The organism is Bartonella sp. ML70XJBT (genome assembly GCF_028618425.1).
Lineage (GTDB): Bacteria > Pseudomonadota > Alphaproteobacteria > Rhizobiales > Rhizobiaceae > Bartonella.
Window position 1 is genome coordinate 126,128 of record NZ_JAQISX010000004.1, and the last position, 17,842, is coordinate 143,969.

The following is a 17,842-nucleotide window of genomic DNA, read 5'->3' on the forward strand; positions in this document are numbered from 1 at the left end:
AAAGTTGTCTTCATTACTTTCAAAAACTCTCTTCATAAAACAAAGTTTTTAAAACATCCCTTACAAAATATACCTCTTTCTTTCAAAGAAACTTTTTTCTATCTATATATGAATATGAAAAAAATAGCTTATGATGCTTCTTTTCTTCTCATTTTCTGTTACAAACAATAAGATGTCCGTTATCATACAGAGAAAATTACTATCTTTGCGACAAACGCCTTAAGGAAAAAATATGAGTCACCGTGATCCAGCATCTAATTCTGTCAAAAAGGTTAATACCAAACAGGAGGCCCAAGCCATTATTGAGGATATTGATACGGCACACCAAGAATTAGATATTATACAACAAGAAATTGACAAAGTTATTTTTGGGCAAAGTCATATCATTGAATATGCTTTAACGGCTATTTTTGCCGGTGGTCATGCTCTTCTTGTCGGTGCTCCAGGGCTTGCAAAAACACGCCTGGTGGAAACATTAGGAGCCGTTTTAGGGCTTGATGAAAAACGTATCCAATTTACCCCCGACCTCATGCCATCAGACATTATCGGTTCTGAAATCATGGATTCCGATAAAGAGGGAAAACGTTTTTTTCGCTACGTTCAAGGCCCCATTTTTACGCAGCTTCTCATGGCTGATGAAATCAATCGAGCCTCTCCACGCACACAGTCAGCTCTTTTACAGGCTATGCAGGAATATCATGTGACCGTTGCAGGAACCCGTTACGATTTACCACAACCTTTTCATGTTCTTGCAACGCAAAATCCTCTCGAACAAGAAGGGACCTACCCACTTCCTGAAGCTCAACTCGATCGTTTTTTGATGCAAATTGATATTGACTATCCTGACCTTACAACAGAGCGGCGGATCATTTTGGAAACAACAAAAGAAAAAAAATCAAATGCAAAAGCAATTTTATCCGCTAAAAAATTGCAAAAAATTCAAAATATCGTTCGCAAAATGCCTCTTTCAGAAAATGTGATCGAAGCTATTTTAAAAATTGTCCGCTCAGCACGCCCTGATAAAAACAATAGCCTTGCTAGTACTTATGTTTCCTGGGGACCGGGTCCGCGCGCATCACAAGCTCTTTCACTTTGTGTTCGTGCTCGTGCTCTTTATTATGGGCGTTTAGCCCCCTCACTTGATGATGTTGAAGCATTGGCCTATCCCGTATTACAACACCGCATGGCCCTTAATTTTTCTGCTCGTGCTGAAGATATAACCGTAAAAGATATTATCAATAACCTTGTGAAAGATGCCTTTTAAATGGCTATTGGCAAAAAAGTTTTACAAAAGTCTCCATTGTCGCTGGCAAAAGAACTGTATAAGAATGATGGCAAAATGCCATATTTCCTTTTACAAGCGTGTCATATTGCCAATACACTGATAACCGGATGGCATGGGCAACGCAAACGCGGTAATGGAGAAAATTTTTGGCAATTTCGTCCCTATATGGAAGGAGAATCCATTACTCGGATTGATTGGCGTCGCTCAGCGCGTGATGAAAATACCTATCTGCGTGAGCACGAATGGCAAATGACACAAACCGTTTGGCTTTGGCCTGATCAGAGCCCATCAATGCATTACTGTTCGCGCTTTTCTAAAATCTCTAAAGGCAATCATGCCATCATTTTAACCCTTGCCTTGGCATCACTTCTGACACGGTGTGGCGAACATATCGCTATTCCCAACTTAGTACCCCCCACAATGACATCCAATGTCGTAGAACAAATAGCATTTGCTTTAGAAAATCATTCAGATGAAAATTCATTCCCCGATTTTTCAACGATTACACGCTTTTCACATGCCATTATAATGAGTGATTTTCTCGATCATCCTGAAAAAATCATCCAGTATTTAACTCCTTTATCGACAAAACAGGTAACAGCTCATTTAATTGAAATTTCTGATCCTGCGGAAGAAAGCTTTCCCTACACAGGTCATACAGAATTTTTTGATCCTGAAACGAAAGAAAAACACATTTTTGGAAAAGCAGAAAATCTTCGTAAAAGCTATTGTAAGCTATATCAAGCACGTCGACAAGAATTAGTAAATTTTTGTGCACGACAGGGGTGGTCTTATCACGTTAGTACGACAGATCAACCTTTAACAGAAATCATTTTGCATCTTGCAAATACAATGAATGACTCTTCATTACAAAAAAGGAGGGCACTTTGAGTTTTTCTGCTCCCTTTCTGTTATTAGGGCTCTTGTTTCTACCGGTCATTTGGTGGCTGTTGCGATTAAACCCTCCATCTCCACGTAAAGAGCTCTTTCCTCCTTTACGCTTCTTACCCAAACCAACTCATCAGCAGGAAACGACAAAACATACTCCTTGGTGGTTGCTGTTGTTGCGTTTAACCATAGCCGCACTGGTTATCATAGCTCTAGCCCGTCCCACTTGGAATCAAAAGCCAATAAGCTTTTCTGGATCTCAACCTCTTGTGCTCATCATTGATAATGGCTGGGCATCTGTAAAAGAATGGAAGAAACGTATCTCTATCGCTGAAATGCTCCTTGCACAGGCAGAAAAACAACAAAAAAATATTTACCTTGTTGCAACGGCTGAAAATGATATCTCCAATGTGGAACCCCAACCAGCGAAGATTATAAAACAGCATTTAATGCATTTGCAACCGCGTCCTTGGCCTGTAAACCGTGTGCATATCTTAAAAGAACTCAGTAAAATAAACAAAGGGCAACCTCTTGATATTGCTTATTTAAGCGATGGATTACAAACAAATGAAGATGAGAAAACTTTTGCTTTACTTGAAGAATTAAAACCTAGAAATTTCTTTTGGTATTTGGCCGATATTTCCGATTTAACCGGCATAACATCCATAAAAAATGATAATGGAAACATGGTCACGCGTATTATTCGCTCAACCATACACGGTACAACGCCCGCTACACTCAGCCTTTACGATTCAAACAATCAACTTCTTGGTCAATTTACGAAAAATTTTTCTGAAGGTCAAACAACAGCACTTGTTCCTTTTGATATCCCTCTTGAATTACGCAACGATATCGCTTGGATAAAAGTCAATGACCAAAACCATGCTGCTGCAACTTTCTTAGTAGATAGCCATAACAGGATAAGCCGTGTTGCTCTTCTCTCTCCAGATACCAATGAGATGACTCAGCCTTTACTTTCTCCATTTTATTATATTATCAAAGCATTACAAGGTCATACACAGCTTATAACTTCCGATGGAAGAGAACTTTCAACAGATATTGATCTTTTGCTTAAACAAAACCCATCTGTTTTCATTATGGGCGACATGGTTAATATCCCTGAAAAAGCAGAAAAAAAGCTTTCTGATTTTGTGAATAAAGGAGGGACACTCATCCGCTTTGCAGGAGAAAAACTCAGTAGTGCAGAACATTACGATAATCTTCTTCCAGTACCGCTGCGTCAGGGGCAACGTTCTCTTGGAAGTATTATGACTTGGACCAAACCACAAAAACTTGCCCCTTTTGCAAAAAATAGCTTTTTCTTTGATCTTCCTTTTCCAGAAGATGTTACTGTCTCGCGACAAATTCTTGCAGAACCAACCCCAGATCTTTTCGAAAAAACATGGCTCAGCCTTTCGGATGGGACCCCTCTTATTACCGCAGCAAAGCGTGGGAAAGGAACACTTATTCTCATTCATATTGCCCCTGATCCTACATGGTCTAATCTTCCTCTTTCTGTTTTTTTTGCACAAATGTTACAAAAACTAATCACATTAGGGTCTTTTGAAAACACAACCCCAACACATAGAGAAAAAAGAACAAGAGTACAAAATCCTTGGCGAACCATAGCCGCTGATGGACAATTACAAGCCCCGCCCTCTGATGTTGTTCCACTGATCTTTAATGCCCAAAATCCACCCCGTCCTTCCTATCATACTCCCCCAGGACTTTACGGTGTCAAAAATGACTTTTATGCGCTTAATCTCTTAACTGATTCATCGCGCTTGATAAAACAATCATCATTACCAACTTCTCTTAATAAGAGCCCTTTATCTTATGATACAAAAGAAAAAAATCTTATCGGTTCCCTTTTAGGATTAGCCCTCTTATTATTTGCCTTTGATAATTTTCTCATTTTATGGATGGGAGGAATTTTTTCTTTTAATAAATGGCGTAATCGGTTTTTCCTTCCTCTCATCATTCTGATTGGCCTGTTTTCATATGATCCAACACTTCATGCACAAACGACAGAAAATCATCATGATAATGTGCTAGCCGCTGGTGCAACACATCTTGCCTACGTTATAACCAACAATCATGAAATTGATACAACAAGTAAAAATGGTCTAGAATCCTTAAGCCAATTTATTGCAGAGCGCACAATGCTTACCCCCGGCTCTGTTAGAGCACTTGATCTCGATAAAGATGAACTCTCCTTTTATCCTCTTATTTACTGGCCAATTGATGTTCAGAGTCCTATACCAACCTCCAAAAGCCTTGAAAAAATAAATAATTTTATGAAACATGGAGGAACCATTTTATTTGATACGCGCGATCAGATAAAGAGCAATCTTAATCTTGAAGGAGATGCCACTCCAGAAACGCAGAGATTACGAACCATCTTAAAAGGGTTAAACATTCCCTCCATTGAGCCTGCATCAACAAATCACGTTGTTGCGCGTTCCTTTTATATTATGCCAGATTTTCCTGGTCTCTACCGTGGTTCAGCTTTGTGGGTTGAATCCTCATCAACGAACAAAAAAAATAAAAATTCTCTTGCCAGCGGTGATAATGTAAGTTCTCTGCTCATCACCGCAAATAATTTTGCTGCTGCTTGGGCACTCGATGAAAAAGGCATGTGGAAATATCCACTCGTTCCCAATGATCCAATGCAACGTCTCTGGGCATTTCGCGCAGGCTTAAATATTGTCCTTTATGTGCTTACTGGAAACTATAAAGCAGACCAAATTCATGTTCCAGCACTCTTGGAACGCTTTAAAAGAGAAAGAAGGCAATGATACCACTTTTCACTTTTCAGCCTTTTTTACCTCTCTTTTGGATTCTGCTGTTAAGCGGAATATCCATTCTTTTTGTCGTTTTTGGTCTTGTTACACAACGTCAAGGGTCTTTATTTCGTCTGATGGCATTGAGCGCTCTCATTCTTGCTTTGCTTAATCCAATGATTATCAAAGAACAGCGCGAACCGCTGAAAAGTACAGTAGGCATTGTCATTGACCGCAGCAAAAGCCAAACTTTTGGAACACGCATAAACGACAGTGATGAAGCGCGCGTGCAATTAATCAAAACATTAGCGCATTATCCACAATTTGAACCACGTTTTATTGAAGCTGGAAAACTTGCTGATCATCAATATGCCCCTTCAACGAATTTGTTTAATGCTTTAACACAAGCACTTTCTGATGTACCGCCCTCTCGTTATGCAGGAACCATTTTTATTACTGATGGACAAGTGCATGACATTCCAGACCTATCAGATCTTCATCATGAAGCACCTTTTAATGCTCTGATCACAGGGCGCTCAGATGAATTTGATCGTCAAATCAAATTTATTTCGCCTCCACGCTTTGCCCTTATCAATAAACCACAAAAGCTCTCCATTTTGGTAGAAGATCAAGGAGTTCACCCCAAAAAAATACCACAGAAAGCCAATATTACACTCAGCGTTAATGGACAAGAAGTGGCCCATTATTCTGTGACTCCTGGTATCATTTTTCAAACTGAAGTTACCCTTCCCCATGCTGAAAAAAATATTATCCAAGTGACCACTGAACCTTACAAAGGTGAACTAAGTCTTGAAAACAACCGCGCCATAACAACCATTGAAGGAATCAGAGAAAATTTACGCGTTCTTCTTATTTCAGGTGCCCCTTATAATGGAGAACGAACATGGCGTGACCTTTTGAAAGGTGACTCTAATATTGATCTTGTTCACTTTACAATTTTGCGTCCCCCCACTAAAGCGGATAATACGCCTTTAAGCCAATTATCGTTGGTGGTTTTTCCTACAAGAAAGCTCTTTGTTGAAGAAATTAATAACTTTGATCTCATCATTCTTGATGGTTACCAGCATTCTGCTGTTCTACCTTTAATCTATTATGATTATATCGCCCAATATGTACAAAAGGGTGGTGCTTTGCTGATGGTAACAGGACCTGAATTTACACAAAAAAACTCACTTGCGAAAACACCTTTAATAAGCATTCTACCGGCATTACCTAATGGAACTATTATTGAAAAACCTTTTCGCCCTGCATTAACCAAAGAAGGTGAACGCCATCCTGTCACAAGAGATCTTGCAACGCTTAATCTTCCAGCTTCCCAATGGGGGCGATGGCTGCGACAAATTGCTATTCAAGATGCATATAAAGGCACAGCTCTCATGAAAGGAGCCGATGAACAGCCACTTTTACTTCTTTTCCATGTTGATAAAGGGCGTGTCGGTATGTTGCTTTCCGATGAAAGTTGGCTTTGGGCACGAGGTTTTGAAGGTGGTGGTCCTTATGCGGCTCTTTATCGCCGAATTGCTCATTGGCTCATGAAAGAACCGGAACTTGAGGAAGAAAAATTAAGTGCCACCAGCAGCCATCATCATTTAACAATTCGCCGCCAAACTCTGAAAGATCATCCAGAGCCTGCTGAAATAACTTTTCCTTCTGGAAAAAAACAAAATATCGTCCTTACTAAAGAGCAAGAAGGTCTCTTCACTGCAACTGTAGCTACTGATGAGACGGGAATTTTTATCATCAAAAATGACGATTTAACAATACTGTCTTCTGTAGGAATGCTCAATAATCTTGAATTGTTTGATTTAATTTCAACAAAAGAAAAATTAGCCCCTATTATTAAGCACACGAGGGGCTACATCGGACGTTTACACCCTAAAGGAAGAGAAAACATTCATATTCCTCCATTCAAGCTTATTCAATCAAAAACAAATCTATCATCTTCCCCAGTGCATTCAATTATTTTGAAAGAAGTGACAGAAACGCGTTTAATCAATACCTTTTATTTTTCGGTATTTTCTGGTTTTTTTGCCCTGCTTGTTTGTCTTTTACTGTTGAGCAGCATGTGGTATCGTGAAGGACGTTAAAAAATTCTGAGATTTCGTAGAGTAGTTTTAAAATTAAGCTTATCTTTTTGTGTATTTACTTATCTTTTACAATGAGAAAAGATATTTATTTATAATCCTTTTCATATTAAATTAATTATCATTATTTTCTTGCACATCCTTAAAAGAGATGCTGTATGAATAAAAACCATTGAAGGAAAGAATAAAATTCCTTTTAAGAATCTTCTTAAAACAAGGATTTTTATAAAGTTGGGATGGGATAATATAACGGTTTTGGTTTGCATCTTGTATGAGCATAAAGATATGGTTCATGAATAAACCTTATAAACGAAGCTTTTCATAACATTGAGAACTTTCGTGAAATGAGATCAACGACACTGGGAAATATCTCCCATTAAAAGCATTACATGGCAGCGCAAGACCGTAAAAATTTCTGATAAATACAATAATTCTTTTGCATTTTTTCTGAGCTATTAGATTTTTTTACGATGATGTGTAGTCGTATAAAAGCTGTTTAAAAGTCTTAAAACTTTACGACTATCATTTTAAAATTTATCCCATAATATAAAAGATATACCGGTTGCCAAGAATGGTCTGTTGTATTATGCTGACCTCTGTCATAGAAAATACAATACAGCATCAATTCTCTAGAGAATTTTCTTATATTTTCAACAAGCTATTTGTCCTTTTACAATCTTTCTTGCCTTTAAGCACCAACTTATCTTATGTTCGTTCTTTAAATCGTTTTTAATACTCTACGAGCTTTTATGTTTTATCTTGCCCATATATCGGATATACATCTTTCTCCTCTTCCCAAACCTTCCCTTTTTGAACTTTTTGGAAAGCGTCTTACCGGTTACTTAAATTGGCAAAAAAAACGTAAGAGTCAAATGGCAACAAATGTCCTCGAAACTTTAATAGATGCCTTGAATAAAACAAAGCCAGATCATCTTGTGATCTCTGGTGATCTTGTGAATCTTGCTCTTGATAAGGAATTTGAACAAGCGCACCGTTGGCTCCTTACCTTAGGACAACCTCAAGATATTTCTTTGACCTTTGGAAATCATGATGCCTATGTTCGCGGCGCCCTTCAAAAAGCATGTATGCTCTTTAAACCTTGGATCACAGGAGACGTTCCTCAAAAAAGTACCTTTCCTTTTCCTTATATGCGCATTCGCAAAGATGTTGCCATCATAGCTGCTTCTTCAGCCATTGCGACACCTCCTTTTCAAGCTTCTGGTTATTTTGGTAAAATGCAAGCGCAAACATTACCGTACTTTTTAAAAGAAGCAGCACAGCGCAACCTTTTTCGTGTTGTCATGATCCACCACCCCCCTTTTCCCAAGGCAACGTCTTGGCATAAAAAACTACGAGATACAAAACGTTTTCTAGAGGTTATCAAACATCACGGTTGCGAACTTATTCTTCACGGACATACTCATTTACCCACATTGAAGTGGGTTGAAGGACCAATTAAAAAAATTCCTATTGTTGGTGTTCCTTCCGCATCTCAAGCTTTTGGTGATAAAAAACCACCCGCAGGCTTTAACTTATTTTCCATTGAACGCTCACAAAATCAATGGCACTGCCAGTTACAACGTTATAGCATTATCAATCCCCAAAACGAGATCTCCTGTACTGAAACAATTAATCTTTAAACACTTCCAAAGTTGTCGAAACAACAAAAAACGAAAATATTTTTACTTCATACCCCTTTCATAAATCATAATTTTATTGTCCTCCTCCTCTTAACAAGACAAAGTTTCATCTTCTTTGTCGACAAATCAATTTCTCTTAGAGGACTCCATTGGCTAACCCCACTTGCATAATTAACTTTATAAATCATTGGGTTACTTACTTCCCATTCTTAAGGACGAAGATTTCGATCCTATCTGATCTATAAATAATCTAGATTCTTTTCGTACAAATTTCAGCAACCGATTGCCCCTGTTATTTATCTCACAAAGTCCTATAAATCTTGCTTTACACATCACCGCACACTCTCTCTAAAGCATCTCATAGGCAAAATCTTGATGCCCCTATAATTATGATATTTTGTAGAATATAGAGAATAATGTTTATTATGTCTCGATAAATGCCTAATTTTCTATCTATTTTTTCCTATATGTCACTTTATTATTATCTATAATAAAGCATAAAATATCCAGTAATAATAAAAAATTATAGTATGAATTTTTATTATTATTTGAGTTATCTTATGGATGTGATTTTATGCGATTTTTTTGTTATTAAATAAAATATTTTATGATAACGTAAAATAGTAAATTATCTTTATAAATTAAGCTATTGTCTAAATAAAGTAGTATCTCTCCTCAGTAAAGGAGTATTTACCAGTAGCTATTTGAAAAATAAAAGCCTCATTTTAAAATGAGGCTTTTAAATTATTTAATTCTGTAAAAAATTAAAATTTATAAGCGACACCCACACGAAAGTCGTTTGTCTTGTAGCCCATTTCAACTTTATCTTGCACAAATTTTTTCTTACCAAAATCTGAATAACGATATTCTGCACGCAAAAGAATATTATCAGTCATTGCAAAATCAACCCCTCCCCCAAGAGTATAACCAATCATGGTCTTTTTTTCATCATGCACCCAATTAGCAGGATCACTCGCTTTCTTTTCCGTATTAGATTTGTTAGAGATGATGTTGTTAAGCTGTGTATAAGCAACACCTCCGGCCACATAAGGCATCAAACGATCAAAAGAAAAACCAAATCTTACCCGTGTAGCGCCAGCCCATTTTTGTTTTAAAGTGTGATACACCACTTCATCAGAGGATGCCGAATGATCTTCATCATTACTAGTACCTACTGTTATAACTTTTGATTTTGATGATGATTCTTCGATGTGACCTTCTTGTGGCAAATTGTGATCTTTTGTATCTTTTTTATTAAACCACATGAGATCTGTATCTATACCTATAATAAAACCATTGTCGATATCAATATTGTAGCCTGTATAAATGCCACCGATAAAACCGGAAAGTTTAGGTAAATCTTCCTTTCTAATTGGAGACCATTGTCCTGCATCCTCATCTTTTAAATAACTTCCTTTAATTTTACTTGAAAAATTACCAATTTGCCCTCCAAGATAAAACCCAGTCCAAGAAAACTGTGGAGCTGTAATAATAGGTACCGGCTGTTCTGGTATCGTAACATCTGCTGCCTGTAACACAGAAATTGAAATTAAAGAAAAGATAGATGTTGAAATTAAATACTTTGTAATCATAATTGCTCCCCTAAAAGCTAATGTTATAAGTAAATAATAATAAATCGTTTCACATTTTTAGCAAAAAATCTATAGCAAAAATGACACAGTTATAAAAAATCAAAATTTATATTTAAATGTTAAATTATTTTTTAATAAATAATACTGTAAAAAATTTTAAATACTTTTTATATTTCTCTTTATTTATTTAATTAAGCTCTATTGGCTTTTATAGATTCATACTTCCCATTATTATCCAGCATTATATCAATAATTATAATATTAATTTTTAAAAAAAATGAGAGAGATAATCAATAAAACTTTTTGTCTTATTTACTTAAATATCTTCGTAATATTCGTGTTATAAGAAATCATATATAGCCATAACCTTTATAAGATTTTATCTAAATCTGTGTGACAAAAACACTCTTGCACATCTTCTTGTGTTGAAGTCCTCTCAATTCATAAATGTATCTGATAGACTACTACTTTATAAATGCAGCCATATGCTTCTATCATACCCATAAGCTAAGGCTTATAAAGAGTATTATGTAATAAAAGCCGTCATTCCATTGCTTTTTACATGAAGAATAATGCCTAGAATAAGCTCTTTTAACAGAAAAATTCTTTCATTACACTTGAGAAAAGAATAGAAAAATAATTTCACTCTCTAAAGCTCTCAAGCGTATAATGAAATATCAAATTTAATATATAAAAATGGAATGAATATTTTTCATTATTCTATAATATCTGTTTAGGTTTTATCTTAAAATTACATTCAATACTTTCATAAAACCATTATAAAAGATATTTAATATTTTATAATTTTTGTAAAAATTGAACAAACCAATTGCCCAGTTTCTGTAATTAATTTTTCAACACGAAGCAAATCAGGTTCCCCAACGCTATTTAACAAAAGATCACTTAATCCAGGTGGCATATCATTGGGATCAAGGGGATCATTTAAGCAAAGCCGTATAATTTGACTCAAATTTGTATAAAGACGATAGGCATAATGTAAATCAGCAATACATGACTGATTAAGAAAACTGTTTGGTAAGTGATCTAAAATATCTGCTGTCGTCGCCCCAATTTGAAACTCAATGACATGCGTAATAAGAGCAAATTGAGCAATAAACTCCAAATCCATAATGCCACCAGACATTGTTTTAAAATCCCATTGATTTTTTGGCGGCTTTTCTTTTGCAATCAAAGAACGCATTTCATATACTTCTTTTGCAACTTCGTTCTTATCACGAGAAATAGCAATAATTGTACACACTTCATTTTCTAGCTTTTGTAAAAAATCAGGATCTCCTGTAATGCCCCGCGCCCTTGTTAAAGCAAGATATTCCCATATCCATGCTTCATGACGATAATATTTTTTAAAAAATGGAAAAGAAACAGCAACAGGTCCTTTATTGCCTAAGGGCCGTAACCTTAAATCAACGGCATAAAGAACGCCTTGGCTCGTCAGTGTGGATAAAGCAGAAACGAAGCGCTGTGCTAAACGCGTATAATATTGAGAGATGTAAAGAGGCTTTTCTCCATCAGATATTTCTGCATCTTCATCGTGTTCATAAAGCAACATGATATCAACATCCGAACCTGCAGTTAATTCACGACTTCCAAGCTTTCCCATTCCCAATATGCCAACACGTCCTCCTTTAATACGGCCATGAAGACAAGAAAACTCCTCTTGAACGGTAGCAAATGTTTTTGTAATCATAAGATCAGCAAGCGCAGTAAAAGCAAAGCCAGCTCTTTCTCCTGTAATTGTACCATTCAAAATTCGAATCCCAATCAAAAAACGTTGCTCATCTGCAAAAATCCTTAAATGGTCCAGAATTTCCTCATAAGAGGAAACATCTTCAAGAAAATATTCAAGCTGTTTTTCTAAATAGGTTTTTGTCGGTAATTCTGAAAGAATATTTGGGTCTAACATTCCATCAAAAACATGAGATCTGCGTGTAATAATTTCCGCAAGACGTGGCGCAGCCCCCATGATCAAGACAAGCATATCTAAAAGGGATGGATTAGACTGCAAAAGACTAAAAAGCTGAATTCCTGAGGGTAAGCCCTGTAAAAAACTATCAAAACGCAACATTGCCTCATCAGCTCGTTTTGTTGCACCAAAAGCTTTTAAAAGAGCTGGTGTTAACTCTGTTAATCTCTCGCGTGCTTCAGCAGATTGCGTTGCTTTATAACGACCACAATGGAGGGTACGCATAATGCGACAAATATCACTCGCTCTTTCAAAACCTAAACGGCTTAATGTTATTAATGTCTCCGGATCATCTCCTTCTCCTGTAAAAACTAAATTGCCAGTTTCTAAACCGAGTTCTTGTTCATTCTCAAACAGTGCTGCATAGTGTTTTTCAACAACCTGAAGTGTTTTTAATAAATCACGGATAAAACTGCTCCTGTCGTGATAGCCCATTAAATAAGCAACACTCGTGAATTGAGAAATATCATTTGGAAGAAGATGCGTTTGTTCATCCGCAAGCATCTGAATACGATGTTCTACATTTCTTAGAAAAGCATAACTTTTTATAAGGCTATCTCGCGTTTTCTCACTGATCCAACCAAGCGTATGAAGTTCTGCTAACATTGCAACTGTCTGACGTCCACGTAATTGAGGAAAACGTCCACCAGCAATAAGTTGTTGTGTCTGAACAAAAAACTCAATTTCACGAATACCGCCACGACCTAACTTTATATTATGGCCATAAGCAGCAATTTGACTGTAACTTTTATGCGCATGAATTTGACGTTTGATCGAATGAATATCAGCAATCGCAGCATAGTCTAAATATTTGCGCCACACATAGGGAAAAAGCTCTTTAAGAAAGTTAAAACCTGCTTTCTTATCGCCAGCAACTGGACGTGCTTTGATCATAGCGGCTCGTTCCCAATTTTGTCCACGCCCTTCGTAATAACGCAAGGCAGTCCTTACTGGTAAAGCCAAAGGTGTTGATCCTGGATCTGGACGAAGACGAAAATCAAGACGAAAAACATATCCTTCCACAGTGCGCTCTTGAATGATACGGATTAATCGGCGCACCATTTTAGAAAATACGTCGACACTTTCAGAAAGATTACCAATATGAGGGGACATTTCATCAATGAAAACAATAAGATCAATATCAGAAGAATAATTAAGTTCTCCTGCTCCTAATTTTCCCATCCCTAAAATGATTAAACCACAGTCTTTTTCTGGATTCTCGCGGCTCAGCAAAGTAATCTTACCATGATCATGTGCTTCTCTTAAAAGAAAACGCAATGCTACACCTAAAGCAGTTTCACCCAAACGTGTCAACCAAGTACATGAAACTTCATAAGTAAAAACACCACTCAAATCAGCTAAAGCAATAAGAACATGCACCTCTCGTTTTTTGCGCCTTAAAGCAGCCATTAATGAAGCTTCATTGATAGATTTATCCTTATCAATAACCGTAATATCATCGATAATTTCGCTTATCCTTGTTTCTATATCAACGTGCAATAAAGGACAAAGATATGATGGGTTGACAATTAAAACCTCACGCAAAAAAGGAGATAAAGTCATAACTGAACGGATAAAATCAATCTGCATTCCACTCTCTGAAATGAGAGAAACAAGCGGTTCTAAACCTTCTTTTCTTGCTTGTTTTTCCATGTCCTTTAACCATTGGGAACCACTTTCATTGAGAGAGCACAAAGGGAGAAGCTGTGTTTTTAAAAAAGCTTGTTTCGTCTGATCTCCCTTGAAAAGCATTTTGCCTTCCTTTCTATTACATTACACTTTTAAAATAGTTGTTCCGTATGAAAAAAGAAAAAGTATCTTTAAGGAAATAACAAAACAGCTCTAAGTCCCGGATTTGCATTTTCAAGTAATAATTCACCTCCGTGCAGCTTCATAACTGCTTTTGCTATACTTAAGCCAATCCCAAAACCAGGTTGTGTACGGCTTTCTTCAAGGCGAACAAATCGTTCTGTTACTTTTTCACGTTTATCCTCTGCTATTCCTGGACCATTATCGCTTACAACAACTAATAAATGTTCATCACGATATTCCATTGATAAGCAAACCTTCGCTTTTCCTCTATCTTTAGATGCATATTTAATCGCATTATCGATAAGATTAAAAATTGTTTGTGCAACAAGCTCACGATTTAATTTAAGCTCTTTATCAAAAATATCTCCTAACTGAAGTAAAACACCTGACTCTTCAGCAAAAGGTTCGTAAAGCTCAACAGCATCTTCAAGGATCAGTTTCATATTCATCATTTCAAGATGCTCAATTGCACAGCTTGCTTCAATGCGTGAAATCATTAAAATCGCATTAAATGTACGAATAAGTTGATCTGATTCAGCAATAACACTCTCAAGGACCTGACGATATTCAAGCTTTGTCTTATTTCCCGAAAGTGCCTCTTCAGCACGATTTCTAAGACGTGTTAACGGTGTTTTCAGATCATGAGCAATATTATCCGATACTTGACGTAAACCAATATTTAACTCTTCAATGCAGTCTAACATAACATTAAGATTCGTTGATAATCGATCAAACTCATCTCCTACCCCAGAAACTGGTAAACGCCCACTGAAATCACCATCCATCAAGCGCCGTGATGCTGCCGTGACCTGATCAATCCTTTGTAAAGCTCTCCTGCCAACAAAAAACCATATAAGTAACGCGCCTCCCACCATTGCAGCAAGTGCAATGATTACAGCCTTACGAATAACTGCCGCAAAACGTTCGGGCTCATCCAAATCACGTCCTATAAGGATCTTCATAGCATTAGGCAAATCAAAAACAACCGCCAAAGCGCGATGTTCACTTGTTTTGCCATGTTCTCCAAAACGAGAATACAAAAAGGAGGTAGAAATAAAACCATTCTGTTGCAAAAGACCTAATTCAATACGTGCTACATTACCTGCTAAAATACGACCCATAGGATCTGTAACAAGATAAAGAAATGCCCCTGGTTGTCTTGAACGGTAATCTATCGTGCGCATTAATAAAGAAAGCCCCCCATAATTATAAGCATTTTCAATATACTTTAATTCTTCATGTAAAGCCTGTTCAGTCTGCTGTTTTAACAGCGAAGCAGAAAATGCTGTCATATAAATAGAAAGACCTGTTGCCACCAATCCAAACAATAAAATGTAAAGTGCTGAAAGCCTTAGCGCAGTCGTGCGCATTATATTCATCAAACGATTCATGCTTTGTTATCTGGTGCCTTCAGCATATATCCAGCGCCACGCACCGTATGAAGAAGTGGAACATCAAAGTCTTTTTCAATTTTAGCTCTCAAGCGAGATATATGAACATCAATGACGTTTGTTTGTGGATCAAAATGGTAATCCCAAACATTTTCCAAAAGCATCGTGCGTGTAACAACCTGCCCCGCATAGCGCATTAAATATTCAAGTAAACGAAATTCTCGTGGTTGCAATAGAATGTTTCTATCACCCCGTTTTACCGTATGCGCTAACCGATCAAGCTCAAGATTGCTTACACAATAAACAGTTTCTGCTTCTTTAGGATTCTTCCGCCTTTGTAATACTTCAACACGCGCAAGAAGTTCAGAAAAAGCATAGGGCTTTGTCAAATAATCATCCGCCCCTGCACGCAATCCCGTCACACGATCATTGACTTGCCCTAAAGCTGAAAGGATGAGAACGGGTGTTTCATTGCCTTTAGCACGCAATTGTGAAATAATAGAGAGCCCATCACGATGCAAAAGCATTCGATCAACAACCATAACATCATAATTTTCTGTTTCAGCTAAAGCGTATCCCGTATCACCATCATAGGCAACATCAACGGAATGTCCTACTTCCAAAAAAGCTTTTTCGAGATAATGTCCTGTTTCACGATCATCTTCGATAACCAGTATTTTCATAAAACACATCTCCGTTATTGTTATAAAATTGCATTGTAGGACAGAAATCTACAAAATCTCTGCCCCACTCATAATAAAGTGCTATTTTTTGAAAATTGGAAGAGCGACAAAACGATTTTGATCATTTGTTCGTACTTGTAGGAGAATAGCTTTTCGCCCTAACTTTTGGGCATTCTTAATTGTATCGGTAATATCAGAGGTCTTTTTAACAGATTTATTATTCACTGTCACAATAACATCACCTGGACGGATTCCCTTATCAGCAGCATCTGAATCCGAATCCACATCCGTTACAACCAATCCTAAACCATCCTCAGAAGGAGCAACAATTAACCCATAATCTTCTAATGTTTCATCTGAATCACCACGCTCATTTAAATATTTTGAACTTTCTTTCTTACCTTCATCTTCAGGCATTGCAGCAAGTTTAACTTTGATTTTTTCCTCCTTACCGGATCTAAAAATCTCTAAAGTCACGGTTTCTTCCGGACTCATATTTGCAATACGCTTTGCCAAGTCACGAGAATCATTAATTTTTTCATTATTCACTGAAATAATGACATCGCCTGCCTTGATACCAGCCTTTGCTGCCGGTCCTTTTAATGGATCAGTAACCAAAGCACCTTTCGCTTCTTTCAAACCTATCGAATCAGAAATTTCCTTCGTTACTGGCTGAATCATAACTCCAAGCCAACCACGTTGAACTGAACCTTTTTCGATAAGTTGTTGCACGACCTGTTTCGCTGTCCCTGCCGGAATAGCAAAAGCGATTCCAACATTGCCTCCTGAAGGAGAAAAAATCGCCGTATTAACACCAACAACCTTGCCATTCAAATCAAAAGTTGGACCTCCAGAATTTCCTCTATTAACAGCAGCATCAATTTGAATAAAATCATCATAACTACTGGTGCCAATATCTCGTCCACGGGCCGAAACAATACCTGCTGTCACAGTTCCTCCAAGGCCAAATGGATTACCAATAGCAACAACCCAATCACCAACGCGAAGCTTTGAATCATCACCAAAATCAACATAGGAAAATTTTCTTTTGTCATTTACTTTTAGGACTGCAAGGTCAGTTTTTGGATCCTTCCCGATGAGTTTTGCATTCAATTCTATACCATCATCAAGAACAACAGTATAACTTGTACCCTCAGAAATCACATGATCATTGGTCACAATATAACCATCAGACGAAATAAAAAAACCCGATCCAAAAGCGATAGGACGGAGTCTTTGTGAATGAAGGGGAAATTTATTTTTAGGTTTATCAAAATCATAAAACTCTTTAAAAAGCCTTTTTAAAGGATGTTGATCTGGTAATTGATCAATCCCTGGACCACTAAAAAAGTTGCTAAAGAACCAATCTTCTTTCTTTTTATTACTCTTTACTTGCACCGCAACAACCGCTGGTTTTACTTGAGTAACGATATCTGCAAATCCCTGTTGTTGCACTAACGAAGTAAATACAGAACTTGCATGAGCCTTTGTCGTCCATAAGCTTGATGCACATCCACTAAAAAACAGTGCACTCTCCAATACTGCGGAAAAACTTACTGCGACAAATGTTTTAAAGAAAGTTTTTTTTAACATTTACTCTATGCTCCTATTCAATCATACTTTCTATCCCAATCTAATCACCTATAAAATACCAGACCTTACCGTTTTCTGTCTAAATT

The 17,842-nt window shown here is 37.0% G+C and carries 10 protein-coding genes; 5 read left to right on the forward strand and 5 right to left on the reverse strand.

From position 1 onward, the window contains the following. The first annotated feature begins 232 nt into the window (after positions 1-232). The 5 genes from PVV65_RS03275 (at position 233) to PVV65_RS03295 (ending at position 8,701) form a co-directional block, all read left to right on the forward strand. The gene (locus tag PVV65_RS03275; protein ID WP_273754468.1) at positions 233-1,264 is read left to right on the forward strand and encodes a MoxR family ATPase; all 1,032 of its coding nucleotides are present in this window, start codon (positions 233-235) and stop codon (positions 1,262-1,264) included. Next, entirely contained in the window at positions 1,265-2,176 is a 912-nt protein-coding gene (locus PVV65_RS03280; RefSeq protein ID WP_273789201.1) for a DUF58 domain-containing protein, read from the forward strand. Continuing rightward, entirely contained in the window at positions 2,173-4,971 is a 2,799-nt protein-coding gene (locus PVV65_RS03285) for a DUF4159 domain-containing protein (protein ID WP_273789202.1), read from the forward strand. Before PVV65_RS03280 ends, PVV65_RS03285 begins: the two co-directional genes overlap by 4 nt. Next, positions 4,968-7,064 carry a hypothetical protein gene (locus PVV65_RS03290; RefSeq protein WP_273789203.1) on the forward strand — a complete coding sequence of 699 codons (2,097 nt, stop codon included), beginning with the start codon at positions 4,968-4,970 and terminating at the stop codon, positions 7,062-7,064. Before PVV65_RS03285 ends, PVV65_RS03290 begins: the two co-directional genes overlap by 4 nt. A 746-nt stretch (positions 7,065-7,810) precedes the next feature. Beyond that, complete coding sequence (locus PVV65_RS03295; protein WP_273754472.1) at positions 7,811-8,701, forward strand: metallophosphoesterase; 891 nt, start codon at positions 7,811-7,813, stop codon at positions 8,699-8,701. Between the two features lie 764 nt (positions 8,702-9,465). Here the strand turns inward: PVV65_RS03295 and PVV65_RS03300 are convergent. The 5 genes from PVV65_RS03300 to PVV65_RS03320 form a co-directional block, all read right to left on the reverse strand. Next, positions 9,466-10,293 (reverse strand): outer membrane protein, encoded by an 828-nt coding sequence (locus PVV65_RS03300; protein WP_273754473.1) that lies wholly within the window; start codon positions 10,291-10,293, stop codon positions 9,466-9,468. 790 nt (positions 10,294-11,083) lie between these two features. After that, positions 11,084-14,029 (reverse strand): bifunctional [glutamine synthetase] adenylyltransferase/[glutamine synthetase]-adenylyl-L-tyrosine phosphorylase, encoded by a 2,946-nt coding sequence (locus PVV65_RS03305; RefSeq protein ID WP_273789204.1) that lies wholly within the window; start codon positions 14,027-14,029, stop codon positions 11,084-11,086. Between the two features lie 68 nt (positions 14,030-14,097). Beyond that, positions 14,098-15,480, reverse strand: coding sequence for a HAMP domain-containing sensor histidine kinase (locus PVV65_RS03310; RefSeq protein WP_273754475.1), 1,383 nt, complete (start codon positions 15,478-15,480; stop codon positions 14,098-14,100). Continuing rightward, the gene (locus tag PVV65_RS03315; RefSeq protein WP_273754476.1) at positions 15,477-16,163 is read right to left on the reverse strand and encodes a response regulator transcription factor; all 687 of its coding nucleotides are present in this window, start codon (positions 16,161-16,163) and stop codon (positions 15,477-15,479) included. Before PVV65_RS03315 ends, PVV65_RS03310 begins: the two co-directional genes overlap by 4 nt. A gap of 81 nt (positions 16,164-16,244) precedes the next feature. Further along, a complete protein-coding gene (locus PVV65_RS03320; RefSeq protein ID WP_273789205.1) occupies positions 16,245-17,756 on the reverse strand; it encodes a Do family serine endopeptidase in 1,512 nt (503 codons plus the stop codon). Positions 17,757-17,842 lie beyond the last annotated feature (86 nt).